The sequence below is a fragment of the Streptomyces roseolus genome, from assembly GCF_014649855.1.
In the GTDB taxonomy this organism is placed as follows: domain Bacteria; phylum Actinomycetota; class Actinomycetes; order Streptomycetales; family Streptomycetaceae; genus Streptomyces; species Streptomyces roseolus.
On sequence record NZ_BMTV01000006.1, the window covers coordinates 184,731 to 210,400 of the forward strand.

Here is a 25,670-nt window from a genome sequence, read left to right on the forward strand (position 1 = left end):
TCCACGAGCCCGCCTCCGCCCCCGTGTCCCGCCGCCCGAAGGGAGTCGTCGGCGCGGCCGCCGGGGCCGTCACCGGCACCGCCCCCGCGTGCTCACCGACCGCGTGCTCACCGACCGCGTGCTCACCGACACGGCGGTCGGCATCCTCGCCGGGATCGCCGCCGCCACCGGCCGACCCGGCACCAGGCCCGCGAAGCCGTGCCCCGGCCGACCCGGCGCCGGGCCCGCGGGCCGTGCCCCGGCCGCCCCGGTGTGCGTCGGCCCCGCGCGTCCCGGCAGACTCGCCCCATGAGCAGCACGCGCCCGCGCCCCGCCCGCCCCGCCGGGTCCACCCCGACCGCCGTCGTCGTCGGCGCCGGCCCCAACGGGCTCGCGGCCGGCGCCCTGCTCGCCGAGGCCGGCGTCGAGGTCACGGTCCTGGAGGCCGCGGCGACGATCGGCGGCGGCACCCGCACCGACGAGGCGATCCTGCCCGGCCTGCTCCACGACCACTGCTCGGCCGTCCACCCCCTCGCCGTCGCCTCGCCCGCCCTCCGCCACCTGCGCCTCGACCGGTACGGGCTGAACTGGCTGCTCCCCGAGGTCGACTGCGCCCACCCCCTCGACGACGGCACCGCCGCCGCCCTGCACCGCTCGGTCGCCGAGACCGCCGCCGGGCTCGGCGCCGACGCGGCCCGCTACCGGGCCCTGCTCGCCCCCTCGGTACGCCGCTGGGAGGCGCTCTCCGGAGACGTCATGGGCCCGCTGCTCCGCGTGCCCGACCACCCGCTGCTGCTCGCCCGCTTCGGACTGCCGACCGTCCTGCCCGCCGCCGCCCTCGCCCGCCTCTTCCGCACCCCGGGCGCCCGCGCCCTGTGGGCGGGCGTCGCCGCCCACGCCTACCGCCCCCTCACCGACCCCCTCAGCTCCGCCATCGGACTCGGCATCCTGACCGCCGGGCACGCGGCCGGCTGGGCCGTCGCCGAGGGCGGCTCCCGCTCCATCACCGAGGCCCTCGCGGCCGCCCTCCGCGCCCACGGCGGCCGGATCGAGACGGGCGTCAGGATCACCCACCGCTCCCAGCTGCCGCCCGCCGACCTCACGCTCCTCGACCTCGACCCGGCCCAGGTCGCGGTCGTGTACGGCGACCTCCTGCCGTCCCGCACCGCGGCCGCGTACCGCCGCTTCCGGCGCGGCCCCGGAGCCTTCAAGGTCGACCTGGCGGTGGAGGGCGGGGTGCCGTGGCGCGCGGAGGTCGCCCGCCGGGCCGGCACGGTCCACCTCGGCGGCCCGCTCGCCGAGGTCGTCCGCGCCGAACGGGACGTCACCGACGGCCGGATGCCGGACCGCCCCTTCGTCCTCGTCGGCCAGCAGTACCTCGCCGACCCCTCCCGCTCCGTCGGCGACGTCCACCCGGTGTGGACGTACGCGCACGTGCCGCACGGCTACGACGGCGACGCGACCGACGCGATCCTGGCCCGTCTGGAACAGTTCGCCCCCGGCGTCCGGGACCGCGTCGTCGGCCTCCGCGTCACCCGGCCCGCCGACTTCGCCGCCGCCAACCCCAACTTCGCCGGCGGCGACATCCTCACCGGCGCCAAGACCGTCCCCCAACTGGTCCTCGGTGCCCGCCCCGCCCTCGACCCCTACGCCACGGGCCTCCCCGGCGTCCACCTCTGCTCCGCCGCCACCCCGCCCGGCCCCGGCGCCCACGGCATGTCCGGTGCCGGCGCCGCCGCGGCGGCCCTCCGCCACCTCGGCATCCGGCCGCCCTGGCGGTAGCCCCCCGCCCCGCCCATGGGCCGGACGACCCGCGTGGGCCGCTCCGGCCCGGCCCGTACGGGACCCTTCGGCGGCGACGCGGCGGCCGGTGTTCCACCGGGTTCCGTCACGGAGCGCCGGTCACGCCGAACGCCGGGCGCGCGTGGGCGAGGAAGGCGTGGACGGCCGGGTGGGGCGCGGGCCTCCAGACCAGGAGGAGGAGGGCCGCGACGTCCACGTCGTCGAGGGGGAGCGCGGTGAGCCGGTCGGCGTGGGCGCGGGCCATCGAGGTGCTCAGGACGGCGACCCCCAGGCCCCGCGCGGCGAGGTCGGCGAGGGAGCCGGCGGCTCCGGCCTCCAGGGCGATCGCCGGCCGGAGGCCCTGCGCGTCGGACGCCAGGTCGAGCACCGCCCGCAGGCCGGTGCCGCGCGGCATGCAGATGATCGGGTGGGCGGTCAGCTCGCGGAGGGTGAGACGTTTCCGGCCGGCCAGGGGATGCGAGGGCGGGACGGCCGCGACGAGCCGCTCGTCGATGATCGTCAGCGCGTCCAGGCCGTCGGGGGGCGCGGCGGCCGCGCCGATGAGCGCCAGGTCGAGCGTGCCGCCGCGCACGCCCTCGACGAGCCGTTCCGAGTCGTCCTCCCGGAGCAGGACGTCCACCCCGGGATGGGCCGTGCGGAAAGCGGCGAGGGCGTCGAAGAGCGGGGTGACCGTGCAGCCGACGACCATCCCGAGGGTCAGCCGGCCGCGCACCAGCCCCGTCACCTCGTCGACGGCCCGCCGGACCGCCCGGGCCGACGCCAGCGCCGCACGCGCGTGCGCGAGGGCGGCCTCCCCGGCGACGGTCAGGGTGACCGCCCGCGCCGACCGGTCGAACAGCTCGGCGCCCACCTCCTGTTCGAGCCGCCGGATCTGCGCGCTCACACCGGACTGGCTGATGTGCACCCGCTCGGCGGCCCGGGTGAAGTTCCGCTCCTCGGCGACCGCGACGAAGTACTCCAACTGCCTGAGATCCATGACCACTGATTCTAGAAGGCAGCACAACCATCTGTTGGACTTCTCGACGAAGGCCCACGAGGCTGGAGGCACGGAACGAAGCAACCCGTCCAGCCAGGAGGAACCCGATGCCGGAGTACGAGAAGGCCATGCGCCCCGAGGACATCACCCGTCTCTTCGTCGAGCGGTCCAACGCGGGCGACGCGGCGGGCGTCGCCGCGCTCTACGCCGAGGACGCCGTGCTGGCCTACCCGCCGGGCGAGGTGACGGTGGGACGGGAGGCCATCCGCGTCCTGTGGGAGAAGGTGCTCGCCCACCGGCCCCGCTTCGAGCCGGAGGAGCCGCTGCCCACCCTGGTGAACGGCGACATCGCCCTCACCTCGACCCCGCCGAAGGACGGCACCGGCGCCCGGGCCCAGGTCGTCAGGCGTCAGCCCGACGGCAGCTGGCTGCGGGTCCTGGACCAGCCCGAGTTCGTCCCGGCGGCGCGCTGAGGGGCGCGCGGGCGGGGGCCGGGGCCGGTTCGCGCGCGGTCACGAACGCCACCAGGGCTCCCGTACGTAACGACTCTCCGTACCGGTACAGCCGAGGCCGTCGGAGATCTCCTCGGAGTCCAGGTTCCAGCCCACCACGCCGTTGCCCTTGCGGCTCAGTTCGATCAGGCGGGCGTCGGTGGTGCGGGTCCCGTCGGTGACGCGGCAGGCGACGATCGAGGTCCAGGCCTGGCCGTCGAGCGCGGAGACCAGGAACAGCAGCGGCAGGACGGCGGCGGTGAGGAGCAGGGCCACGCCCTGCTCGGCGGCCGCGGCCCGCCTCAGCCACCCGGGCGGCCGGTAGTCCGGGTCGTGCGAGGGTCCGCGCGGGGCGCCGTGCCCGTGGTGCGTGCGGCGCCGTCCCGTGCGGTACTCCACCACCACGCCCTTGCGGAGCGCGTACGCGGCGAGGGTCGTGCCCAGGCCCCACCACGGGCCGAAGAGGCAGGCGTCGATGACGCCGACCGCCAGGGGGTTCAGGACGGTGACCCCGACCCGGTGCAGGCGGGCGAGCCGGTCGTGGCCGGTCGGCACGGCGCCGCGCGCCGCGAAGACGGCGAAGACGACCCGGGACACCACGACCGCGAGGACCGAGCCGAGCAGCGGGTCCGTGATCACCATGCCGAGCAGCACGTCCGGCCAGTTCGCCGGCTCCATGCCGACGAACACGTCCCGCACCGCGTCCCCGCCGCCCACCGTGTAGGCGACCTTGGCCACGGGCACGGCGAGCGCCAGGGCGAGGAGCACGGTGTGCCCCGGGCCGCCCTCGCGGTCGGCCCGGCGCTCCTCCGTCAGGTCCGGGCCGGCCCGGCTGTCGGCCGGGCCGCTCAGGAGCCGCCGCCCGGCACCCCGACCGAGAGGACGACGGCGGTGGTACGGCCCAGGGGGGTGGCGTACGCGACGCTGTCACCGGCCGCGCGGCCGAGCAGCGCCCGGCCGAGCGGACTGTCGGCGGTGACCAGCGCCGGATCGTCCGCGTCGGCCAGCTCGCCGATGTGCAGCGTCGACTCGGTGCCGTCGCCGAACCGCACGCCCACCGTGCTGCCCACGCCGATCGTGCCGGCCGACGGCGCCACGGCGGCCGAGGCCTCCCGCAGCCGCCCCTCGATCTCCTCGATCCGCGTGTCCAGCCGGTCCGCCTCCGTGGCCCGCTGCAACTCGTCGGCCTGATCGGCCTGGTCACCGGGCTCGTCGGCGTCGCCGAGCGTGGCGGCGACCCTCGCCCGTTCGGCGCGCAGCTCGGACAGTTCGCGGTTCAGCGCCGTGCGCGCGGCCTCGCTGAGGGGCTCCGGTCCAGCGGTCATGACTGCTCCCGTCGTGCGGTGGCGGGGACGAAGGACGACGCCTCCCATTCCGACATCACCGCAAAAGCCCGTCAAATCGCGTGAAACGTCCGTGTGGCCGCCGGCGAGGTCCGGAAGACCTCCGGCGGGGAGCCCGGAAGGCGTCCGGGGGCCTCCGGGGGCGGGGCCCGGGAGCCTCCGGGAGGGGCGCCTCCAGGGGAACGGGCCGGGGCGGCCTCCGGGAGTGCGGCCCGGAGGGGCTTTCGGGGGTGGATCCGGGAGCGGTCTCCGGAGGGCCTTTCGAACGGGCCGGGAAAACCCCTGGCGCCCCGGGGGCCGGGCGCGTTAGCGTGCTCGCGATGATCACTCACTCCTCGCACCGATGGGGGGTCCTCACCGCGCACGGAGCGTCCTGATGGACACGCCCGTGCGGGAGGACACCCGCCTTTCCCTCTGGCGGCGCGTGCGTGCCTACGCCGTTCCGCCCACCATGATCGAGACCGCCACCGCCCGCCGCCTGGCCGGCGACTGGGCCGGTGCCTGCGCCGCCGCGCGCGTCGACCTCGACCTGACCCCCCGGACCCTGGCCCGGACCCACGGCACGGAACTCGCCGCACGCGTGCGTGCCGACCTCCGCCGCCTCGCCCCCGACCTGCTGCGCTGGCACCTTCCCAGGGCCGCCCCCGACGGCCTGCTCCGCCCCGGAACGACCGTCACCCTCGCCGTCTACCCGGACCACGAGGCACCCGGCGGACGGACACCACGCCCCGTCCACCTGGTCGCCCGCACGGCGCCCGCCTGGGCCGACGCCGGGCAGCGGATCTCCCTCGCCCTCTGGGACGGGCCGCCCGCCGACCCGCCACCACGCCGGTGGGGCGCGTACGACCCCGTGGCCACCGCGCACCCCCACCCGCACCCCAGCCGGCGTTTCCGGCTCGACCTCCACCGCCATCTGTGGGACGCCACCCGCGCCGGGGAGCTCCGCACCCGGTCGGGCGCCGACCTGCTGCCCGCCCTCCCGGCCGCGCCCGACGACCCGCCGGGCCCCGGCTGGGCCGTGGGCCGCTGGGCCGCCGAGGCCCGCCTCCTGCTCGCCGCCGAAGGCCGGACCGCCGGCCCCGTCCTCGTACGCCTCGGATCGGGGCAGCGGCTCCTCCTCGCCCTGGAGGCGGACGGACGGGCCAGGACCGAACCCGTACCGGCGGGGCGGGGACGGTACGCGCCGCCGGACGACCCGACCGGCCGTCCGCGGCCGGCCGTGCTCCCCGACGCGGCGACCTGGACCCCGCCCGACCTCGCCCTGCTCCGCGCGGGGCTCGTCACCCCCGGCGACCTGCACCCGCTCGTCGCCGAGGCGCTGGCCCCCGGAGGCCGGGACGGCACGGGAACCCCCGGAGACGCGGGGGACGGGCCGAGGCTGGTGGACTGCCGGGGGAGCCGGCACCGCATCGGACTCGTCGACGGAGTCCTCGTGCCGCTCGACCACGACCCGGCCGAACTCCGCCGCGAGGAACTCCTCGTCGCCCTCTCCGGGACGCCCCTGCCCTGCCTGCGGGCGATCGACGCGGCCCACCGCAGCCCCGACAGCCTGACGGACGTCCGCGAGCGCCTCGCCCACGGCGACACGGCCGGCGCGTTCGCCGTCGTCGAAGGCCTCCTCGGATCCGGCGCCGTCCTGCGCGACGGCCCCCTGCGCGACGCCCTCGAACGCGCCGCCGAACGGAAGGTCCTGCACGGCCTCTACCGGTCGGGGCTGCGTGCCACCGGCCCCGAAGACGTCCCCGAACCCCCGCCCGCTCCCGCCCCCGACCCCGCCCGCGGCCCGGTCCGCCGCCCCCGCGGCACCTCGTTCGGCGCCCGCGAGGCCCGTCGGGCCCTCGGCCACCGCGACCGCCCCCGCCACGCGCTGGCGCGCTGACCCGCGCCCGGCCCCTCACGGTTCCCGCTTCACGGCTCCCGCCTCACGCCCTCGGCCGACGGCCTGCCGTCCTGCCCTGCCCTGTCCTGTCCTGCTCTTCTCTTCCGTCTTCTTCTCTTCCGCCGCCGTGCCCCGGCACGCCCGCACCCACCCAGGTGATGTCACCCATGCGCACCCCTACGCCCACCAAGCCGACAGCCACCGGTACGACTTGTGCGTCCCCTACGACCGCAGGGACCGCCACGACCGTCCCGCGCACCGGCCGGCAGCTCGACGTCGCCGCCGAGCTCCTCGCCCTCCTCGGTGCCACCCGCACCGAGCCCCGCGCCGACGACCAGCTGGAGGCGCTGACGCTGGCGGTCGCCGCCGACCTGCCCGTCCTCCTGTGGGGCGAGCCCGGCATCGGCAAGACCGCCGCGCTCACCCAGCTCGCCGAGGAACTCGACCTGCCGCTGACCACCGTCATCGCCAGCGTCCACGAACCCAGCGACTTCTCCGGCCTGCCCGTCCTCGGCGACGACCCGGCCGTACGCGGCGTGGCGATGGCCCCGCCCGACTGGGCCGTCCGGCTCGTGCGCGAGGGCCGGGGCCTGCTCTTCCTCGACGAGCTCTCCACCGCCCCGCCCGCCGTCCAGGCCGCCCTCCTGCGGCTCGTCCTGGAGCGCAGGGTCGGCGCCCTCACCCTGCCGCCCGGGGTGCGGATCGTGGCGGCCGCCAACCCGCGCGCGTCGGCCGCCGACGGCTGGGAGCTGAGCGCCCCGCTCGCCAATCGCTTCGTCCACCTCCGGTGGACGCACGAACACGAGGTCGTCGTCCGCGGCCTCGGCGGCACCTGGCCCCGCGCCACCCTGCCCCGCCTCGACCCCGAACGGCTCCCCGAGGCCGTGGACCACGCCCGACGGGCCGTCTGCGGGCTGCTCGGCAGCCGGCCGACGCTCGTCCACCGGCTGCCGGGGGAGGAGACCCGCCGGGGCGGGCCCTGGCCCTCGCCCCGCAGCTGGGACATGACGCTGCGTCTGCTCGCCTTCGCCACCGTCGCCGGCTCCTCCCGCGAGGTCCTCTCCCTCCTCGTCCGCGGCACCGTCGGCGACGGGCCGGGCTTCGAACTCCTCGCCTGGATCGACCGGATGGACCTCCCCGACCCCGAGGAACTGCTCGCCGACCCGGCCGGTGCCGTGCTCCCCGGACGCGGCGACCGGCGCCAGGCCGCCCTCGAAGCCGTCGTGACCGCCGTCCGCGAACGCCCCGCCCGGGACCGCTGGGACGCCGCCTGGGCCCTGCTCGCGCGGGCCGCCGAGACCGGCCCGCCGGACCTCGTCGTCGTGCCCGCCACCACGCTCGCCGCCCTCCGCCGCGACGACTGGGACGTCCCCGCCGCCATCGAGCGCCTCGCGGGAGCCGTCGACCTCTCCCGCCGCGCCGCCCGCCCCGCCGCGACCGCCCGGGGACGCCGATGACCGACCCGAACGCCCCGGCCGCCGCCGCGGCCGCCGTGGTCCCGGCCGAGGAGGCGCTGGACCGGGACAAGCTGTACGCCGCCCGGCTCTACGCCGTCCGCGTCCGCCCGTACCTCGCCACCGCCCTCTTCGCCCTCCACGTGGTGCCCACCCGGGCCGTCCCCACCATGGCCGTCGACCGCCACTGGCGGATGTACGTCTCCCCGGCGTTCGTCGACCGGACGCCGATGACGGACCTCGCCGGCGTCTGGGTCCACGAGGTCGCCCACCTGCTCCGCGACCACCACGGCCGGGGCGACCGCCTCGCCCGCGACCTCGGCCTCGACGGCCCGGCCGAACGGCTCCGCCTCAACATCGCCGGCGACTTCGAGATCAACGACGACATCTACGGAGACGGCCTCCCGCGCCCCGGCGGCGTCATCCGGCCCGAGATGCTCGACCTCGCGCCCGGCCTGCTCATGGAGGAGTACGTCCGCGCCGTACGCATCACCCCGCGCACCTCCGAACTGGCCTGGCTCGACTGCGGCAGCGGCGCCGACGGCCACCCCCGTTCCTGGGAACTCGGCGCCGACGGTGCCGACGGCCTCACCCCGCAGGAGCGCGCCGCCGTCGTGTACCGCGTCGCCCAGGGCATCAAGGGCCGCCCCGGCACCGCCCCCGAAGCCTGGGAGCGCTGGGCCGAACAGGTCTGCCACCCGCCCCAGCCCTGGCGGGAACTCCTCGGCGCGGTCCTCGCCGCCGCCGTCTCCGCGGCCGGTGCCGGCGAGGACTACACCTACCGTCGCCCCTCCCGCCGCTCCGCCGCCCTCCCCGGCGTCGTCCTGCCCAGCCTCCGCCGCGTCCCGCCGCACATCGGCGTCGTCATCGACACCTCGGGCTCCGTCTCCGACACCGAACTAGGCAGTGCCCTCCTGGAGGTCGCCGCCCTCACCCGCGCCGTCGACGGCCGCCGTGACCTCGTCACCGTCGTCGCCTGCGACGCCGCCGCCCACACCGCCCAACGCCTCTGCGCCGGCGCCGACATCCCCCTCGTGGGCGGCGGCGGCACCGACCTCCGCGCCGGTTTCGCCCGCGCCCTCCGCCTCAGCCCCCGCCCCGACGTCCTCGTCGTCTTCACCGACGGCCAGACCCCGTGGCCGAGAACCGCCCCTCCCTGCCGTACGATCGTCGGCCTCTTCCCCCGCCCACCGGCCTCGGATCCGGAGGACGAGGAGGCGGACGAGCTGCTGCTCCGACCGCCGGGGTGGGCACGGGTGGTGGAGATCGGCTGATTCCTCCAGGCGTTTGGATCCAGCATCCAACATTCGGGATCCGGGATCCGGGATCCGGGATCCGGGATATCGGATACGGGATCTCCTATCCGATATTCCGTATCCGATATCCGATATCTGGCATCCGGCATGTTGGATCCGAGAGCCCATCAGGTGGCTGGATCCAACATCCACCCCGTTGGATCCAGCCGCGTAGCCTGAACCCCATGAGGCAGGACGCCGACCCCGGTCTCTTCGGACCCCGTTCCGTCACCTGGCAGCTGCACGCCGACCCGGTCATGTGGATCGCCGGCGTGCGGGCCCTCTACCTCCAGGCCCTCCACCCCGTCGCCGTGCGCGGAGTCATGATCAACAGCAGCTTCCGGGAGGATCCCTGGGGGCGGCTGATGCGGACGGCGAGCTTCGTCGGGACGCTCAGCTACGGCACGCGGGACGCCGCGGAGGCGGCCGGCGCGCGCGTCCGCCGGGTCCACCGGCTCCTCAAGGTGGACGACCCCGCGCTGCTGCTCTGGGTGCACTGCGCCGAGATCGACTCGTACGTCACCGTCGCCCGCCGCTCCGGGCTGCCGCTCACCGGGGAACCCGCCGACCGGTACGTGGACGAACAGCGCACCTCCGCGCGGCTCGTGGGTCTCGACCCGACGGGCGTCCCCGCCACCCGGGCCGCGCTCACCGCCTACTTCGACTCCGTCCGCGGCGAACTCGCCGCCGGAGAGGACGCGCTCGCCGTCCTCGACTTCCTGCGCGAGCCGCCCGTACCGCCCGCGCTGGCCGTCGGGCGGGCGCTGGCGTGGCGGCGGATCAGCTCCCTGGCGTACGACACCCTGCCGGACTGGGCCCATGCCCTCTACGGCCGGCCGGTACCGCCCGAGGCCACCGTCACCCGGCGCCTCGTGACCACCGCCCGCCTGCTGCGCCGCGTCCCCGCCGCCCTCCGCTGGCGGCTCCCGCCCGGCCACATCCCGCGCGCCGTGGACCGCCTCGGGCCCGACACCCGACCCGACCCGTACACACTGTCCGTGCCTGCGGCCATACTGGACGGGCCGGAGAGCGTGCACGAAGACGACGGGGGCGACGGCACACGATGGGGGACATCAGACTGATCCAGGGGCGCTACCGCCTGCACGAGGTCATCGGCCGCGGCGGGATGGGCGAGGTGTGGCGTTCCACGGACGAGGCGCTGGGCCGCGGGGTCGCGGTCAAGTGCCTCAAACCGCTCGGCCCGCACCAGGACGCGGGCGTGCAGACCGTGGTCCGCGAGCGGTTCCGCCGCGAGGCCCGGGTCGCGGCCGCGCTCCAGCACCGCGGCATCACCGTCGTCCACGACTTCGGCGAGTACGAAGGCGTGCTGTTCCTCGTCATGGAACTCCTCGAAGGCCAGAACCTCAGCCAGCTCCTCGCCGCCAACGCCCGGAACCCCCTGCCCGTCCACGAGGTCGTCGACATCGCCGACCAGGTCGCCGACGCCCTCGAATACACCCACCGCATGGGCATCGTGCACCGCGACCTCAAGCCCGCCAACATCATGAGGCTGCGCGACGGCACGGTGAAGATCTGCGACTTCGGCATAGCGCGTCTCGGCGCCGACATGGGCTTCACCTCCCGCCTCACCGGCACCGGCATCGCCATGGGCACCCCCCACTACATGTCCCCGGAGCAGATCGGCGGCGGCGACATCGACCACCGCAGCGACCTCTACTCGCTCGGCTGTGTCCTGTACGAACTCGCCACCGGAGCGCCGCCGTTCGACCTCGACGACTCCTGGGCCGTGCTCGTCGGCCACCGGGACACCGTGCCGAGCCCGCCGCGCGCCCTCCGCTCCGAGCTGCCCGACTACTTCGACCGGCTCGTCGTCGACCTCCTCGCCAAGGTGCCCGACCAGCGCCCGCGCGACGCCTCCGACCTGCGCCGCCGGATCGTCAGCGGCCGCACCGTCGGCGGCGACACCCGCCTCGTGCCGCCCCTCCCGTACGAGCCGCCGCACCCCGCCGACGGAGCCGTCACCGAACCCGTGGCGGAACCCGGCTCCACGCCCGCGTGGGCCCGGACCTTCACCGCCGGCCCGCGCCCCGCCGCCCCGGGGGCGCCCCGCGTCGCCGGTCACGACCCCGCCGCGGCCGTCCTCACCACCGAGTGGACGACCGCCGGAGCCGGCGCCGACGGCCCCGCCCGTCCCGCGGCGGACGCCACGCCCGAACTCCTCGCCGTGCTCGCCGCCCGCCACCGGGCCGGCCTCGGCCTCGGCCGGCTCGGCCGCTGGGCGGAGGCGGAGGACCTGCACCGTTCCGTCGCAGGCGACCGCACCCGGGTCCTCGGCCCCGACCACCCCGACACCCTCGCCAGCGCCTACGAGGTCGCCTTCGCGCTCGGCCGGCTCGGCTGCACCACCGAGGCCCTGGAGGCCTTCGAACGGGTCGCCGACGCCCGTGCCCGCGTCCTCGGCCCCGACCACCCCGACACCCTGGCCGCCCGCCAGGAGCGCGCCTTCACCCTCGGCCGGCTCGGCCGCCACGCGGAGGCGCACGCCCTGTACGCCGAGGTCCTCGCCGTCCGCGAGCGCACCGCGGGTCCCGACCACCCCGACACCCTGCGCTGCCGCCACAACCTCGCGTACACCCTCGCCCGGCTCGGCCGCCTGGAGGAGTCGTACCGTACGGCCCTGGCGGTCGCCGACACCCGCACCCGGCTGCTCGGCGCGGACCACCCCGACACCCTCGTCACCCGCCACGAACTCGCCCACACCCTCGGCCGCCTCGGCCGCGCCGAGGAGGCCCTCGACCAGTACCGCGCGGTGGCCGAGGGGCGAGCCTCCTCGCTCGGCCCCGATCACCCGGACACCCTCGCCGCCCGCTACGAGACCAGTGCCTGCCTCGGCCGCCTCGGCCGGGCCGCCGACGCGCTCGCCGTCTGCCGCGACCTGGTCGCCGTCCGGACCCGCACCCAGGGCGCCGACGCCCCCGAGACGCTGCGCGTCCGGCACGCCCTCGCCCTCCACCTCGCCCGCCTCGGCCGCTGGCAGGAGTCGCTCGACACCGTGCAGGCGGTCCACGCCGCCCGCAGGCGCGTCCTCGGGCCCGACCACCCCGACACCCTGCGCAGCCGCCGGGAGGCCGCCGTCGTCCTCGGCCGGCTCGGGCGCTGGGACGAGGCCCTCGCCCCGTTGCGCTCCCTCGCCGAGGCCCGGGCCCGGACCCTCGGCCCCCTGCACCCGGACACCCTCTCCGCCCTCGCCGACCTCACCCACTGCCTCGACCGCCTCGGCCGCCACACCGAGGCCGACGCGGTCCGCCGGGGCGGCACACCCACCCCCGAAGGCCACGGACCCGGCGGGCCCGGGGCGGGCGACCGTGGCTCCCGCGGCCCAACTGCCGCCGGAGCACCCTGAGTCGGCGCCCGCCCTGCTTGAATGACCATGTGATCACCGACCGCCGCGACGCATCCGCACCCGAGCCCCACCCGCCCGCCTTCGGCCCGGACGCCGTTCCCGCCCGGGGCGACGTCGAGCTGTGGCAGCTCCGGGTGGACCACCTCGCCGAGGAGGACCTCGACCCGTCCGAACTCGACGACGGGGAACGCGCCCGGCTCGCCGCACCCCTCCGGGTGGCGGACCGGCTCCGGTACGGCATCGGCCACATCGCCCTGCGCCGCCTCCTGGCCCCCCGCCTGGGCGTCGCCCCCGCCGCGGTCGCGTACCGTCGCGAACCCTGCCCCGGCTGCGGCGCCCTCCACGGCCGCCCCGCCGTCGAAGGCCCGCCCGGCGCCCCGCACTTCTCCCTCTCGCACAGCGGCGACGTCGTCCTCATCGGCATCGCCGGCCGGCCCGTCGGCGTCGACGTCGAGATCTTCCCGGAGGCCGCCACCGTCCGCGAGGTCGCCTCGGCCCTCCACCCGCTGGAACGGGCCGAGATCGCCCGGGCCGGGCACGCGCCCGAGGCGTTCACCCGCGTCTGGTGCCGCAAGGAGGCCTACCTCAAGGGCCTCGGCATCGGCGTGGCCCGCCCCCTCGACCAGGACTACCTGGGCGGGGACGACCCCGCCGCCCGCCCCGGGGGCTGGGCCGTCCGGGACGTGACCACCGCCGACGGACACGCGGCGGCCGTCGCGGTCGAGGGAACCCCGGGACTCGTCCGTTCGAGTTGGCTTCCCTCCTCCTTCGTGACCGCCTCCGCCACCGCCGAGCCCTCGGGCGCACCGTCCTGAGCAGCGAGGACGCCCCGGCGTGAAGCTGAACTGCGAGCGCGCTTAAGAAATCCTCGATGGACCACGAGCCCCCGGTGCGGAAGATTCCTCTCCGAGGATCTTGGGCACGCGCGCGTGCCTTGACCCGTACATCACAGGACACGTACGTCGGGAGCCGTGGCATTGAAGGCGTTGGTCAAGCTGAAGGCGGAGCCGGGACTCTGGCTCACGGACGTGCCCGAGCCGGAGACCGGCCCCGGGGACGTACTGATCAAGGTCAAGCGGACCGGGATCTGCGGTACCGACCTGCACATCCGCTCCTGGGACGGCTGGGCGCAGAAGACCATCACGACCCCGATGACCATCGGCCACGAGTTCGTCGGCGAGGTCGTCTCCGTCGGCCGTGACGTCACCGACGTCTCCGTCGGCGACCTGGTCAGCGGCGAGGGCCACCTCGTCTGCGGCAAGTGCCGCAACTGTCTCGCCGGCCGCCGCCACCTCTGCCGCGCCACCGTCGGCCTCGGCGTCGGCCGCGACGGCGCCTTCGCCGAGTACGTGGCGCTGCCCGCCTCCAACGTGTGGGTGCACCGCGTGCCGGTCGACCTCGACGTCGCCGCGATCTTCGACCCCTTCGGCAACGCCGTCCACACCGCGCTCTCCTTCCCGCTCGTCGGCGAGGACGTCCTCGTCACCGGCGCGGGCCCGATCGGCATCATGGCCGCCGCCGTCGCCAAGCACGCCGGCGCCCGCAACGTCGTCATCACCGACGTCAGCGAGGAGCGCCTCGACCTCGCCCGCAAGACCGGCGTCTCGCTCGCGCTCAACGTCGCCGAGGGGACCATCGCCGACGGCCAGCGCACCCTCGGGCTGAAGGAGGGCTTCGACGTCGGCCTGGAGATGTCGGGCAACCCGCACGCCATGCGCGACATGATCGCCAACATGACCCACGGCGGGAAGATCGCCATGCTCGGCCTGCCGAGCGAGGACTTCGCCGTCGACTGGGCGAAGATCGTCACTTCGATGATCACCATCAAGGGCATCTACGGCCGCGAGATGTTCGAGACCTGGTACGCCATGTCGGTCCTCCTGGAGGGCGGACTCGACCTGTCCCCGGTCATCACGGGCCGATACGACCACACCGACTTCGAGGCCGCCTTCGACGACGCGGCCTCCGGCAAGAGCGGCAAGATCATTCTCGACTGGACTGCGGGAGCCTGACCCATGTTCGATTCCGTACGCGACGACATCCGCGCCACCCTCGACGAGATCCGGGCGGCTGGCCTCCACAAGCCCGAGCGGGTCATCGGCACCCCCCAGTCCGCGACCGTCGAGGTCACCGCCGGAGGCCGCCCCGGCGAGGTGCTGAACTTCTGCGCCAACAACTACCTCGGCCTCGCCGACCACCCCGACGTGGTCGCCGCCGCCCACGAGGCGCTCGACCGCTGGGGCTACGGCATGGCCTCGGTCCGCTTCATCTGCGGCACGCAGGAGGTGCACAAGGAGCTGGAGGCCCGCCTCTCGGCCTTCCTCGGCCAGGAGGACACGATCCTCTACTCCTCCTGCTTCGACGCCAACGGCGGCGTCTTCGAGACCCTCCTCGGGCCTGAGGACGCGGTCATCTCCGACGCCCTCAACCACGCCTCCATCATCGACGGCATCCGCCTCTCCAAGGCCCGCCGCTTCCGTTACGCCAACCGCGACATGGCCGACCTGGAGCAGCAGCTCAAGGAGGCCACCGAGGGCGGCGCCCGGCGCAAGCTGATCGTCACCGACGGCGTCTTCTCCATGGACGGCTACGTCGCCCCGCTCGCCGACATCTGCGACCTGGCCGAGCGCTACGACGCCATGGTCATGGTCGACGACTCGCACGCCGTCGGCTTCGTCGGCGCCGGCGGCCGCGGCACCCCCGAGCTCCACGGCGTCATGGACCGCGTCGACATCATCACCGGCACCCTCGGCAAGGCCCTCGGCGGCGCCTCCGGCGGCTACGTCGCCGCCCGCGCCGAGATCGTCGCCCTGCTGCGCCAGCGCTCCCGCCCGTACCTCTTCTCCAACACCCTCGCCCCGGTCATCGCCGCCGCCTCCCTCAAGGTCCTCGACCTCCTGGAGTCCGCCGGTGACCTGCGCGACAAGCTCAACGCCAACACCGCCCTCTTCCGCGGCCGCATGACCGAGGAGGGCTTCGACATCCTCCCCGGCGACCACGCCATCGCCCCCGTCATGATCGGCGACGCCGCCGTGGCCGGGAAGATGGCCGAGCTCCTTCTGGAGCGCGGCGTCTACGTGATCGGCTTCTCCTACCCGGTCGTCCCCCAGGGCCAGGCCCGCATCCGCGTCCAGCTCTCGGCCGCGCACTCCACGGAGGACGTGAACCGCGCGGTGGACGCCTTCGTGGCGGCCCGCGCGGAACTGGGCGCCTGAGCCCCGGAGTCGGGATCCCGGATCCAACCTCCTGGATCCGGAATCCCGGCTCCCACCTTCTGGACGTTGGATCCAATCTCCTGGACCCAATCTCCTGGACCCAATCTCCTGGACCCAATCTCCCGGATCCAATCTTTTGGATCCGGCCCCGTGGATCCACGATCGTGAACCCACGATTTTGGATCCACGATCTTGGATCCAAAATCCCAGGCCGCGGGCGCAAGCCCCACCCCCGGCCTGGGAGACTGGGCGCATGATCGAAGCACGGCGGTTGCACATTCTCCGTGCGGTGGCCGACCACCGCACGGTCACCGCGGCGGCCGCCGCGCTCTACCTCACCCCCTCCGCCGTCTCCCAGCAGCTCGCCGCCCTGGAGCAGGAGACCGGCCACCGGCTCGTCGACCGCAGTGCCCGGGGAGCGAGGCTCACCCCGGCCGGCGAGATCCTCCTGAGCCACGCCAACGCGGTGCTGGCCCAGCTGGAGCGGGCGGAGGCGGAGCTCGCCGCGTACGGCTCCGGGGAGGCGGGGACCGTCACGGTCGCGGCCTTCGCCACCGGCATCGGCCTCGTCGTCGCCCCCGCCATCGCGGGACTCGCCGGCACGGCACCCGGCATCAGGGTCAGGGTGCGGGACGCCGAGGGCGACGCGAGCCTGCTGATGGTGCTCGACCGGCAGGTGGACGTGGCCGTGGCCGTCGAATACCGGGGCGCGCCGGGCGAGGACGACGACCGGCTCACCCGGGTCCCGCTCTACGCGGAACCCTTCGACGTGGTGCTCCCGCCCGGCCACGCCCTCGGCGCCACCGAACGCATCGCGCTCGCCGACCTCGCCAAGGACGCCTGGATCGGCCAGTCCACGGGCAATCCCTGCCACGACGTGACCGTCCTGGCCTGCGAGTACGCGGGCTTCGCACCCCGCTTCGAGCACGTGTCGGACGACTTCCGGGCCGTCGTCGCGCTCGCCGCCGCCGGCGCCGGCGCGGCCCTCGTGCCCCGCTCGGCCCTGCGCGGCATGGACCTCAGGGACGTCGCGGTCCGCCCCGTCGACGGCGTCGCCCCCACCCGCCGCGTCTTCGCCGCCGTACGCCGGGGCTCCGAGGGCCATCCCCTCATCGCCCCCGTGCTCACCGCCCTCCACACGGCCGCAGCCCTCGGCCTCGGTGTGCCCTAGGGCCACGCCGAGCGGGGATTGGCCAGTTCTCGTCTGCCGCGCGCGAGGGCGCGGGCGCTTAATGGGGCTCCCGCGAGGCGCGGGGTGAGCGACGAGTGCAGGGGGAGCACATGGCCACCACCGGAAGCCCCGGGCCGCCGCCGGGCACACCGCCCGCGGTCCCGCCGACCCAGCCGCCCGCACCACCGACCGGGCAGCCACCCGTACTACCGCCGGTACCACCGACCGGGCAGCCACCCGTACCACCGCCCGTACCACCGACCGGGCAACCGCCCGCACCACCGGCAGGGCAGCCGCCCGTGCCGCAGACCGGGCAGCCGGCCGTACCACCCCCCACACCGCCGGCCGGGTCTCCGCCCGCGCCCCCGCCCGCGCAGCCGACCGGGTCGGCGGCGCCGCTGGTGGTGCCTCCGGCTGTGGTGGTGCCGCCGCGCTTCCCCGCGCCGCCGCGTCCGAAGGAGGTGCTGGAGATCGCGGTGAGGCGTCGGATGCTCTGGGTGGGTTCGGCGGCGTTCCCCTTGCAGAACATCACGCGGGTCGAGGCGTTGAAGGCCAAACCCCGCCGGGACACGCCGTTCGTCGGCTTCCTGAAGTGGCTGGCGTTCGCCGTCCTCGCCTATCTCCTGCTCGGCGTGGTGGACGGCGGAAGGGCGTGGAGAGGGTCGGAGGGCGGCCCGTTCCTCCTCGCCGCCGCGATCGGTCTCGTTATCCTCCTCCTCGGCGAACTGTTCAGACCGGCGCGGCCGGTGCTGGTCGTGGAGACGGCCGGCGGCTCCCTGGAGATCGTGACCCTGCCCCACATGGACGAGCTGCGGGCGATCGCCGGGCAGATCGTCCACGCGATCGACCATCCGGAGGCCGACTTCGCGGCGTACGTCCGGGGGACGGACGACCCCAACGGGAACGTCATCGACCAGCACGGCAGGAACAGGTGGTGACCGGACGGCCCGCGCCGGTCTAGACGGCCGCCGTCACCCGGTCGCCGGTGGCGCCCCGGAGCAGCAGAGGGGTGGCGAGCAGGAGGACGCCCGCCGCGGCGAGGGCGGTACGGGGGCCGGTGGCGGCGGCGAGCAGGCCCCAGAGGGCGGTGAGGGCCGCGATGGAGAGGCTCGCGCTGACCGACCAGGCGGCCAGGGTACGGGCGAGGCGGTCGGGGTCCGTGTGGCGGAGGCGGTGGGTGGCGAGCAGGGGGTTGAAGACGCCGCAGGACGCCACGAGGCCGAGTTGTACGCCCATCACCACCGCCATGCCGGCGACGCCGGAGGGCACGAACGCGAGCCCCAGCGACCAGCAGGAGCGCAGCACCCCGGCGGTACGGAGCACCCGGGCGTCGCCGTGGCGGGCGGCCAGCCGGGGCGCCAGGCGTGAGCCGACGAGCCCGCCGACGCACGGGGCGGCGAAGACGAGCCCGTACTGCCAGGGGGCGAGACCGAGGTCGCGCAGGAGCAGGACGGCGAGCAGCGGCTCCGAGGCCATGATCAGGCCGTTGACCGCGAGCGCGTTGAGGAAGAGCGGGCGCAGCACCGGGTGGCGCAGGATGTGGCGCCACCCCTCCAGCAGCTCACCCGCGCGCAGCCGCCCCTTCGGCCGCCGCGCGGGCTCCGGTTCCCTGCCGCCGACGGAACGGATGCCGAGGGCGGAGAGGACGTAGCTGCAGGCGTCGGCGAAGATCGTCGTCACGGGTCCCAGGAACCCGATGGCGGCCCCGCCGAGCGGCGGGCCCGCCATCGAGGCCGTCCAGGCCGTCGCCTCGAAGCGGCTGTGGGCGACGAGGAGGTCCTCCGGCGGCAGGAGGCCCTTCAGGAAGGCGCCGCTCGCCGCCCGGAACGCGATGTCCGCCGTCGCGACGACCACCGAGACCACCAGCAGCTGGGCGAAGCCCAGCCACCCGAGGAGGTACGCCACGGGGACACTGGCCAGAGCCGCGAAGCGGACCAGGTCCATCGCCACCATGACGGGCCGCTTCCGCCGGAACTCCACCCACGGCCCGAGCGGCACCGCGAGCACCGACCCGACCGCCCGCCCCGTCGCCGCCAGCGCGGCCACCTGCGCCGGGCCCGAGTCGAGGACGACCACCGCGAGCAGCGGAAAGGCACCGAAACCGAGCCAGGTGCCGTACGTGCTCACCGCGTACGCGGCCCACAGGCGTCCGAACCGCCGCCCCAGTGACCGCCGCCCCGCCATGACCCGCCCCATCTCCCTCTCCGCACGCTCCGGTCGTCCGGTCGTCCGGTCGTCCGGTCGCGCCGACCGAGCCGCCGACTCTACCCCCGGGATCCCTTAGGTTCTCCTCATGCTGGAGACAGAGAAGACCGAGCACATCAGGCCGCGGCGGTTCCACGAGACGCCCGGCCTCCAGGACTGGAGGGTCGTCGGCGAAGGGGCCTGCGCCTATTTCCCCACGGAGTCGTTCGCGGCCGGGGCCGCGTTCGTGGGCGCGCTCGCCGGGGCGCTGCCGGACGGGGCGGAGCCCGATGTGGACCTGCGGCCCGGCGGCGTGCTCGTCCGGCTCGTCACCGTCACCGACGACTACTACGGCCTCACCGAACGGCACCTCGAACTCGCCCGGCGGGTCTCGTCACTGGCCCGCGCCCACGGCCTGACCGCCGATCCGTCGGGCATACGCACCGTCCAGGTGACGCTGGACGCGCTCGTCCTGCCGGAGGTGCTGCCCTTCTGGCGGGCGGTGCTCGGGTACGAGGACCGCGCGGGCAGCGACGAGGACCTGATCGACCCGCTGCGCCGCGGCGCGCCCTTCTACTTCCAGCGGATGGACGCCCCGAGGAGCGGGCGGAACCGGATCCACGTGGACGTCTGGGTGCCGTACGACGAGGCCGAGGCGCGGATCGCGGCGGCCCTCGCCGCCGGCGGCCGGATCGTGAACGACGCCGACGCGCCCTCGAACGTGGTCCTCGCCGACCCCGAGGGCAACGAGGTCTGCGTCGGCGTCGCGGGCCCGCCGGAGGCGTGGCGAAGGAACTGATTCCGCGCTCAGTCCGCCGAGCGGTGCCAGCCGACGGCCCCGACCCGGGAGGCGTCCGACGGGCGGGCCTCGTCGAAGAGGGCGCGGCCCGAACCGTCCAGGACCCGGACACCGGTCACGTACACCCCGCGTCCGACGGCGCGGCCGGCGGTGGAGTAGCGGAAGCGGAGCCGGAGGAGGGGGCGGGGACCGGTGGAAAGGGCGGGCGCGGGCGTGGGCGTGGGGGGCGGCGGGAGGGCCGCGGTGAGGCGGTGCCAGCGGCGGCCGGACCACCCCGACGCCGTGCCGTCCGGGTGGCCGCGTTCCTTCTCGGGCCGTTCGAGCGGGGCGGTGCGGAAGGGGAGGGGGCGCCAGTCCGTGCCGCCGTCGGTCGCCGCCTCCAGGACCAGGGGGTCGGTGGCCGGCACGGTGTCCCACCAGAGGAGGCAGGTGAGGAGGCCGGCGTCCGGGCCCGTCGCCGGGAGGGTGAGGGTGGCGCCGTCGGGGGCCGCCATGCCGGAGAACCAGGCCGTGGGGCCGGGCGCGCCGGCCGGGGGACGCACCGGGACCGCCCGGGCCAGGCGGTCGGCGGCGGCCAGGCGGGGCGCCGAGCCGGTGCGCCAGGTGCGGACCGGGTGCACCGAGTTGGCGAGCAGGATCAGGAACGCGTCGGAGTCCGGGGCGAGGACCATGCTGGTGCCGGTGAAACCGGTGTGCCCGGCGGTACGGGGGCCGGAGAGGGCGCCCATGTACCAGCGCTGGTCCAGCTCGAAGCCGAGGCCGTGCGCGTGGCCGGGGAAGGCTTCGTTGACGTCGGTGAGGAGGAGGTCCACGGAGGCGGGGGAGAGGACGCGGGTGGAACCGTACGCGCCGCCGTCGAGGAGGGCGCGGGCCAGGACGGCGAGGTCGCGGGCACGGGAGAAGACGCCGGCGTGACCGGCGACGCCGCCCATCGCGTACGCGTTCTCGTCATGGACCTCGCCCCGCACCATGCCCCGGTCGAGCCGCGCCCACGGCCGGCGGGAGTCCTCGGTGGCGGCGGTCTCCGGCCGCCACGAGAGCGGCGGCACGAAACGCGTGCGGCGCATCCCGAGCGGAGCGGTGATCTCGTCGTGGAGCAACGCCTTCAGACCGCGACCGGTGATCCGTTCCAGGAGCAGGTGCAGCGTGATCATGTTCAGGTCCGAGTAGCGGTACGCGGTCCCCGGCGGTGCGAGCGGCGCCTCCTCCCACAGCATCCGCAACCGCCCCTCCCGGTCCGGCGCCTCGTACAGCGGCAACTCCGCCCGCAGCCCCGACGTGTGGCCGAGCAGCTGCCGGACCGTGATCCCCGCCTTCCCCGCCCGGCCGAACTCCGGCAGGTACGCGGCCACCCGCTCCCCGAGCTCCAGCGCGCCCCGCTCCACCTGGCGCACCGCCAGGATCGCGGTGAACAGCTTGGTCAGCGAGGCCACGTCGAAGACCGTGTCCGGCGTCATCGGAACCCGCAGCTCCGGCGCGAGCCCGACCCCCGCGTCGTTCCCCTCGTCGTACGCCTCCCAGCGCGCCGCCCACCCGACCGCCCGGTGCAGCGCCACCGTCCTGCCCCGCCCCGCGAGCAGCACGGCCCCCGCGCACCACGGACGCGCGGGCGACGGGCCGAGGAACCCGCGCACGTCCTCCACCATCCCCTCCAGCTCCCGCCCCAGCAGCCCGGCCTCCTCCGCCGTGCCCCAGCGCAGGCCGGGGACCCCGCCGGTCGGCTCACTCCCTGCCTCGCCCATGCGCCCGCCTCCCGTGACCTGGATCCAGAATCCCGGATCCTGCCTTCCGGATCCCGGATCCTGCCTTCCGGATCCCGGATCCCGCCTTCCGGATCCCGGATCCCGGATCCCGGATCCCGGATCCCGGATCCCGGATCCCGGATCCCGGATCTTGGATCTTGGATCTTGGATCCAGTCGTACGTACTCCCACCCTCCCCGACCCGGCTCCTCCGCCCAAACGGCCGCCCCCACCCGAACGAACTGACGCTCCATCAGAAAACCTCCTCCCTCCTCCGCCCCGCTGCGGCATCCTGCCGCCCATGGAGACGGAGCTGAGTCGCACACTGGGGATCGAGCACGCCATCTTCGGCTTCACGCCCTTCCCCGCGGTCGCCGCCGCCCTCGGCCGGGCCGGCTGTTTCGGGGTGCTGGGCGCGGTCCGCTACACCGCCCCGGACGACCTGGCCCGCGACCTCGACCGGATGCAGGAGCACACCGACGGGCGGCCGTACGGCCTCGACGTCGTGATGCCCGCGAAGAAGGTCGAGGGCGTCAGCGAGGCGGATGTCGAGGCGATGATCCCGGCCGGGCGCCGTGCGTACGTGCGCTCGGTCCTCGCCGAACACGGCGTGCCCGAACTGGCCGAGGGCGAGGCCTCGGGCCGGCGGATCACCGGCTGGGTGGAGGAGGTCGCCCGCAGCCAGCTCGACGTCGCCTTCGACTACCCGATCAAGCTGCTCGCCAACGCCCTCGGCTCGCCGCCCGCCCGACGTCGTCGCCCGCGCGTCGGCACGCGGAGGCGGGCATCGACATCGTCGTCGCCCAGGGGTACGAGGCCGGCGGCCACACCGGTGAGATCGCCTCCATGGTGCTCACCCCGGAAGTGGTGGAGGCCGTCTCACCGCTGCCGGTGCTCGCCGCCGGCGGCATCGGCAGCGGCGAGCAGATCGCCGCCGGGCTCGCGCTCGGCGCGCAGGGCGTGTGGCTCGGTTCGATATGGCTCACCACCACCGAGGCCGAGCTCCACTCGCGCGCCCTCACCGCGAAACTGCTGGCGGCGGGCTCCGGCGACACCGTCCGTTCCCGGGCGCTCACGGGCAAGCCGGCCCGGCGGCTCCGCACCGGATGGACCGACGCCTGGGAGGATCCGGCGGGGCCGGGCCCGTTGCCGACGTCGCTCCAGGGGCTCCTGGTCGCGGAGGCCGTGTCCAGGATCCAGAAGTACGAGGTCGATCCGTTCCTCGGCGCCCCCGTCGGGCAGATCGTCGGCCGGATGAACTCCGAACGCAGCGTCCAGCAGGTCGTCGACGAGCTCACCCGCGGTTTCGAGAAGGCCGTCGACCGGATCGACCGCATCGCCGGAAGGAGCACGTCGTGAGCGGTGCCACCGCCCCCAACGGCTTCTGGGCCCAGGCCGCCGCCGACCCGGAGCGCACGGTGCTGGTGGCGCCGGACGGCGAGGAGTGGTCGGCGGGCCGGCTGCTCGCCGCCGCGAACCGCATGGTGCACGGACTGCGCGCGGCCGGGCTCGGACGCGACGCCTTCGCCGTCGTCCTGCCCAACGGTGCCGAGTTCTTCACCGCCCATCTCGCCGCCACTCAGGCCGGGTTCTACCTGGTCCCGGTCAACCACCACTTCGTGGCCGCGGAGATCGCCTGGATCGTCGCCGGCTCCGGTGCCAAGGTGCTCATCGCCCACGAGCGCTTCGCCGGGGCGGTCGGCGCCGCCGCCGACGAGGCCGGGCTCGCCTCCAGCCACCGGTACGCCGTCGGGACGGTCCCCGGATTCCGTCCGTACGCCGAACTCCTGGCCGGGCAGCCGGAGTCGGAGCCCGCCGACCGGACCCTCGGCTGGGTCATGAACTACACCTCGGGCACGACCGGACGTCCCCGGGGCATCCGCCGCCCCCTGCCGGGCCGACTGCCCGAGGAGTCCCCTCTCGGCGGATACCTCGGCATCCGGCCCTTCGACGCGAACGCGCACCTGGTGTGCTCGCCGCTGCACCACACCGCGGTCCTGCAGTTCGCCGCCGCCGCGCTGCACATCGGACACCCGCTGGTGGTCATGGACACGTGGGCGCCCGAGGAGATGCTGCGGCTGATCGACACGTACGCCTGCACGCACACCCACATGGTCCCCACGCAGTTCCACCGGCTGCTCGCCCTCCCCGAGGAGACCCGCGCACGCTACGACGTGAGCTCGATGCGGCACGCCGTCCACGGCGCCGCACCCTGCCCCGAACACGTCAAGCGGGCGATGATCGCCTGGTGGGGCGGGTGCGTGGAGGGGTACTACGCGGCCGGCGAGGGCGGTGGTGCCTTCGCCACCGCCGAGGAGTGGCTGAAGCGGCCCGGCACGGTCGGCCGCGCCTGGCCGATCAGCGAACTCGCGATCCTCGACGACGACGGCCACCCGCTCCCGCCCGGCGAACTCGGCACCGTCTACCTCAAGATGAACACCGGCGGCTTCCAGTACCACAAGGACGCGGCCAAGACCGCGAAGAGCCGCGTCGGCGACTTCTTCACCGCCGGGGACCTCGGCCATCTCGACGAGGACGGCTGCCTCTACCTCCGCGACCGCAAGATCGACATGATCATCTCGGGCGGCGTGAACCTCTACCCCGCCGAGATCGAGGCGGCGCTCCTGTCCCACCCGGCCGTCGCCGACGCCGCCGCCTTCGGCGTCCCGCACACCGACCGGGGCGAGGAGGTGAGGGCGGTCGTGGAGACCGCGGAGGGGTACGAGGAGGGGCCGGCGCTCGCCGAGGAGATCCTGGCCCACTACGCCGGCCGCCTGGCGGGCTTCAAGCACCCGAAGTCCCTCGACTTCGTCGCCGTGATGCCCCGCGACCCCGACGGCAAGCTCTACAAGCGCCGGCTCCGCGACCCCTACGGGGAGGGCCGCGAGCGCCCGCTGTGAGGACGCGCCCGCCCGGGGCGGCCGCGGGGCGAGCGCTCGGTGGCCCGGCCGCCACCGAGCGCGACCGGCCCGGGCCAGGATCCAGTACGTCGGCCGAGAGCCGTTTCAGACGGCCGGTGGTGGCAAGTCGCCCCCCATGAGGACGACCGCGGGCCGCAGCGCCGAACCCCGTCACAGGAAGCCGCACGCCATGACCACCACCCCGAGCAACCCCGACCCCGACCCCACGGGCATCCCGGGGAGCATCCCGGAGGAACCCCCCGGCGGCGTCGCCGGAGGCGTCGGCCCGGGCGAGACACCCCCGGCGGAATCGGGCACCGGCACGGCCACCGGGCCTTACCGGCCGCTCAGCCGCGGCTGGACCAAGGGCCCCCTCGTGGCGATGTGGGTGGTCGTCGTCCTGTGCGCGCTGTTCTTCCTCGTGTACGCGATCCTCCTCGCGACCGGCTGACGAAGGGAGCCCCTCATGGCCGACATCGACCGGTCCGTCGCGTCCGATCCCGACGAGGGCCGCGGCGACGACGTCTACCAGCCCACCCATTCCGACAGCGGCAACCGTCCCTCCGACCCCCTGGACCCCGACAACGCGCTCGCGACCGACCCCACCGACGACCTGAGCGCCCCCGGGTACTCCCCGCCGGAGCGCCCCAGAGGCGTCACCCGGCACGGCACCACGCAGCGGGAGCAGCGGGAGGGCGAATCGCTCGACGAACGGCTGCGCCAGGAGGAGCCGGAGTCGCCGCCGCCGGCGGGCGACGGCATCGGGGACCTTCCGGGAGGCGAGGGCGAGCCCGTGGACGAGGAGGCGGGCGCCACCCGGGCCGGACGCCTCGCCCCGGAGGCCGCACGGTCCGGCCACGTCGACCGCGCGGTCGCCCGTGACGTCGGCCCCGACGACGGCACGGCGCCGGCCGAGGAGGCGGCGATGCACGTGGACACGGCGGTGAACGGCGCGGACGACGCGGGCGAAGGCGACGAACCGGACGCCTGACGCCCGCCCCCGGCACCGGCCTCCGCCCCCTCCGCCGCAGACGCCCCGACGGCCGCCGAGCCGCCCCCGGCACCGGCCGCCCCCC

22 protein-coding genes and 1 pseudogene are annotated in these 25,670 nt (G+C 75.4%); 18 read left to right on the top strand and 5 right to left on the bottom strand.

The window, feature by feature from the left end; all coding sequences use genetic code 11:
- The first annotated feature begins 88 nt into the window (after positions 1-88).
- Both IE245_RS09280 and IE245_RS09285 read left to right on the top strand, forming a co-directional pair.
- Positions 89-292: a hypothetical protein gene (locus IE245_RS09280; RefSeq protein ID WP_189946291.1), complete on the top strand. Its 204-nt coding sequence runs from the start codon at positions 89-91 to the stop codon at positions 290-292.
- The gene (locus IE245_RS09285) at positions 289-1,761 is read left to right on the top strand and encodes a phytoene desaturase family protein (RefSeq protein ID WP_189946292.1); all 1,473 of its coding nucleotides are present in this window, start codon (positions 289-291) and stop codon (positions 1,759-1,761) included. The genes IE245_RS09280 and IE245_RS09285 overlap by 4 nt, the downstream gene beginning before the upstream one ends.
- A 106-nt stretch (positions 1,762-1,867) precedes the next feature.
- On the opposite strand, the gene IE245_RS09290 is transcribed toward IE245_RS09285, so the two are convergent.
- On the bottom strand, positions 1,868-2,758 hold the full coding sequence (locus IE245_RS09290) for a LysR family transcriptional regulator (protein ID WP_189946293.1): 891 nt from the start codon (positions 2,756-2,758) through the stop codon (positions 1,868-1,870).
- Between the two features lie 107 nt (positions 2,759-2,865).
- Here IE245_RS09290 and IE245_RS09295 point away from each other — a divergent pair, with 107 nt between their 5' ends.
- A complete protein-coding gene (locus IE245_RS09295) occupies positions 2,866-3,231 on the top strand; it encodes a YybH family protein (RefSeq protein ID WP_189946294.1) in 366 nt (121 codons plus the stop codon).
- 39 nt (positions 3,232-3,270) lie between these two features.
- On the opposite strand, the gene IE245_RS09300 is transcribed toward IE245_RS09295, so the two are convergent.
- Positions 3,271-4,101, bottom strand: coding sequence for a hypothetical protein (locus IE245_RS09300; protein WP_189946390.1), 831 nt, complete (start codon positions 4,099-4,101; stop codon positions 3,271-3,273).
- Entirely contained in the window at positions 4,098-4,574 is a 477-nt protein-coding gene (locus tag IE245_RS09305) for a GreA/GreB family elongation factor (RefSeq protein ID WP_189946295.1), read from the bottom strand. Before IE245_RS09305 ends, IE245_RS09300 begins: the two co-directional genes overlap by 4 nt.
- Before the next feature lie 394 nt (positions 4,575-4,968).
- Between IE245_RS09305 and IE245_RS09310 the strand changes: the two genes are divergently transcribed.
- The 10 genes from IE245_RS09310 to IE245_RS09355 all read left to right on the top strand — a co-directional run bounded on the left by IE245_RS09310 (position 4,969) and on the right by IE245_RS09355 (position 17,908).
- Positions 4,969-6,471: a hypothetical protein gene (locus IE245_RS09310; protein ID WP_189946296.1), complete on the top strand. Its 1,503-nt coding sequence runs from the start codon at positions 4,969-4,971 to the stop codon at positions 6,469-6,471.
- Between the two features lie 167 nt (positions 6,472-6,638).
- Positions 6,639-7,928 (top strand): AAA family ATPase, encoded by a 1,290-nt coding sequence (locus tag IE245_RS09315; RefSeq protein WP_189946297.1) that lies wholly within the window; start codon positions 6,639-6,641, stop codon positions 7,926-7,928.
- Positions 7,925-9,199, top strand: a complete 1,275-nt coding sequence (locus IE245_RS09320) for a vWA domain-containing protein (protein WP_189946298.1) — start codon at positions 7,925-7,927, stop codon at positions 9,197-9,199. Before IE245_RS09315 ends, IE245_RS09320 begins: the two co-directional genes overlap by 4 nt.
- A 206-nt stretch (positions 9,200-9,405) precedes the next feature.
- Positions 9,406-10,302, top strand: a complete 897-nt coding sequence (locus IE245_RS09325; RefSeq protein WP_189946299.1) for an oxygenase MpaB family protein — start codon at positions 9,406-9,408, stop codon at positions 10,300-10,302.
- The gene (locus IE245_RS09330) at positions 10,284-12,584 is read left to right on the top strand and encodes a serine/threonine-protein kinase (protein WP_189946300.1); all 2,301 of its coding nucleotides are present in this window, start codon (positions 10,284-10,286) and stop codon (positions 12,582-12,584) included. The genes IE245_RS09325 and IE245_RS09330 overlap by 19 nt, the downstream gene beginning before the upstream one ends.
- Positions 12,585-12,613: 29 nt before the next feature.
- Complete coding sequence (locus IE245_RS09335) at positions 12,614-13,399, top strand: 4'-phosphopantetheinyl transferase family protein (protein WP_229851165.1); 786 nt, start codon at positions 12,614-12,616, stop codon at positions 13,397-13,399.
- A 162-nt stretch (positions 13,400-13,561) separates the two neighbouring features.
- Positions 13,562-14,596 (top strand): L-threonine 3-dehydrogenase, encoded by a 1,035-nt coding sequence (gene tdh, locus IE245_RS09340; RefSeq protein WP_189946392.1) that lies wholly within the window; start codon positions 13,562-13,564, stop codon positions 14,594-14,596.
- Between the two features lie 3 nt (positions 14,597-14,599).
- The gene (locus IE245_RS09345) at positions 14,600-15,799 is read left to right on the top strand and encodes a glycine C-acetyltransferase (RefSeq protein ID WP_189946301.1); all 1,200 of its coding nucleotides are present in this window, start codon (positions 14,600-14,602) and stop codon (positions 15,797-15,799) included.
- 253 nt (positions 15,800-16,052) lie between these two features.
- Positions 16,053-16,970 (top strand): LysR family transcriptional regulator, encoded by a 918-nt coding sequence (locus IE245_RS09350; RefSeq protein WP_189946302.1) that lies wholly within the window; start codon positions 16,053-16,055, stop codon positions 16,968-16,970.
- 416 nt (positions 16,971-17,386) lie between these two features.
- A complete protein-coding gene (locus IE245_RS09355; RefSeq protein WP_229851166.1) occupies positions 17,387-17,908 on the top strand; it encodes a DUF6232 family protein in 522 nt (173 codons plus the stop codon).
- Between the two features lie 19 nt (positions 17,909-17,927).
- Here the strand turns inward: IE245_RS09355 and IE245_RS09360 are convergent, their stop codons facing one another.
- Positions 17,928-19,154 (bottom strand): MFS transporter, encoded by a 1,227-nt coding sequence (locus IE245_RS09360; protein WP_189946394.1) that lies wholly within the window; start codon positions 19,152-19,154, stop codon positions 17,928-17,930.
- Positions 19,155-19,263: 109 nt separating this feature from the next.
- Here IE245_RS09360 and IE245_RS09365 point away from each other — a divergent pair, with 109 nt between their 5' ends.
- Positions 19,264-19,953: a 4a-hydroxytetrahydrobiopterin dehydratase family protein gene (locus tag IE245_RS09365; RefSeq protein WP_189946303.1), complete on the top strand. Its 690-nt coding sequence runs from the start codon at positions 19,264-19,266 to the stop codon at positions 19,951-19,953.
- 8 nt (positions 19,954-19,961) lie between these two features.
- Here IE245_RS09365 and IE245_RS09370 read toward each other — a convergent pair whose 3' ends face one another.
- The gene (locus tag IE245_RS09370) at positions 19,962-21,695 is read right to left on the bottom strand and encodes a serine hydrolase domain-containing protein (protein WP_189946304.1); all 1,734 of its coding nucleotides are present in this window, start codon (positions 21,693-21,695) and stop codon (positions 19,962-19,964) included.
- A gap of 300 nt (positions 21,696-21,995) precedes the next feature.
- On the opposite strand from IE245_RS09370, the pseudogene IE245_RS09375 reads away from it, so the two are divergent.
- The 4 genes and pseudogenes from IE245_RS09375 to IE245_RS09390 all read left to right on the top strand — a co-directional run bounded on the left by IE245_RS09375 (position 21,996) and on the right by IE245_RS09390 (position 25,585).
- Positions 21,996-23,053: pseudogene (locus tag IE245_RS09375) on the top strand (NAD(P)H-dependent flavin oxidoreductase).
- On the top strand, positions 23,050-24,594 hold the full coding sequence (locus IE245_RS09380; RefSeq protein ID WP_189946305.1) for an AMP-binding protein: 1,545 nt from the start codon (positions 23,050-23,052) through the stop codon (positions 24,592-24,594). Before IE245_RS09375 ends, IE245_RS09380 begins: the two are co-directional and overlap by 4 nt.
- Before the next feature lie 190 nt (positions 24,595-24,784).
- A complete protein-coding gene (locus tag IE245_RS09385) occupies positions 24,785-25,045 on the top strand; it encodes a DUF6480 family protein (RefSeq protein WP_229851167.1) in 261 nt (86 codons plus the stop codon).
- Between the two features lie 15 nt (positions 25,046-25,060).
- Entirely contained in the window at positions 25,061-25,585 is a 525-nt protein-coding gene (locus IE245_RS09390) for a DUF5709 domain-containing protein (RefSeq protein ID WP_189946306.1), read from the top strand.
- Positions 25,586-25,670 lie beyond the last annotated feature (85 nt).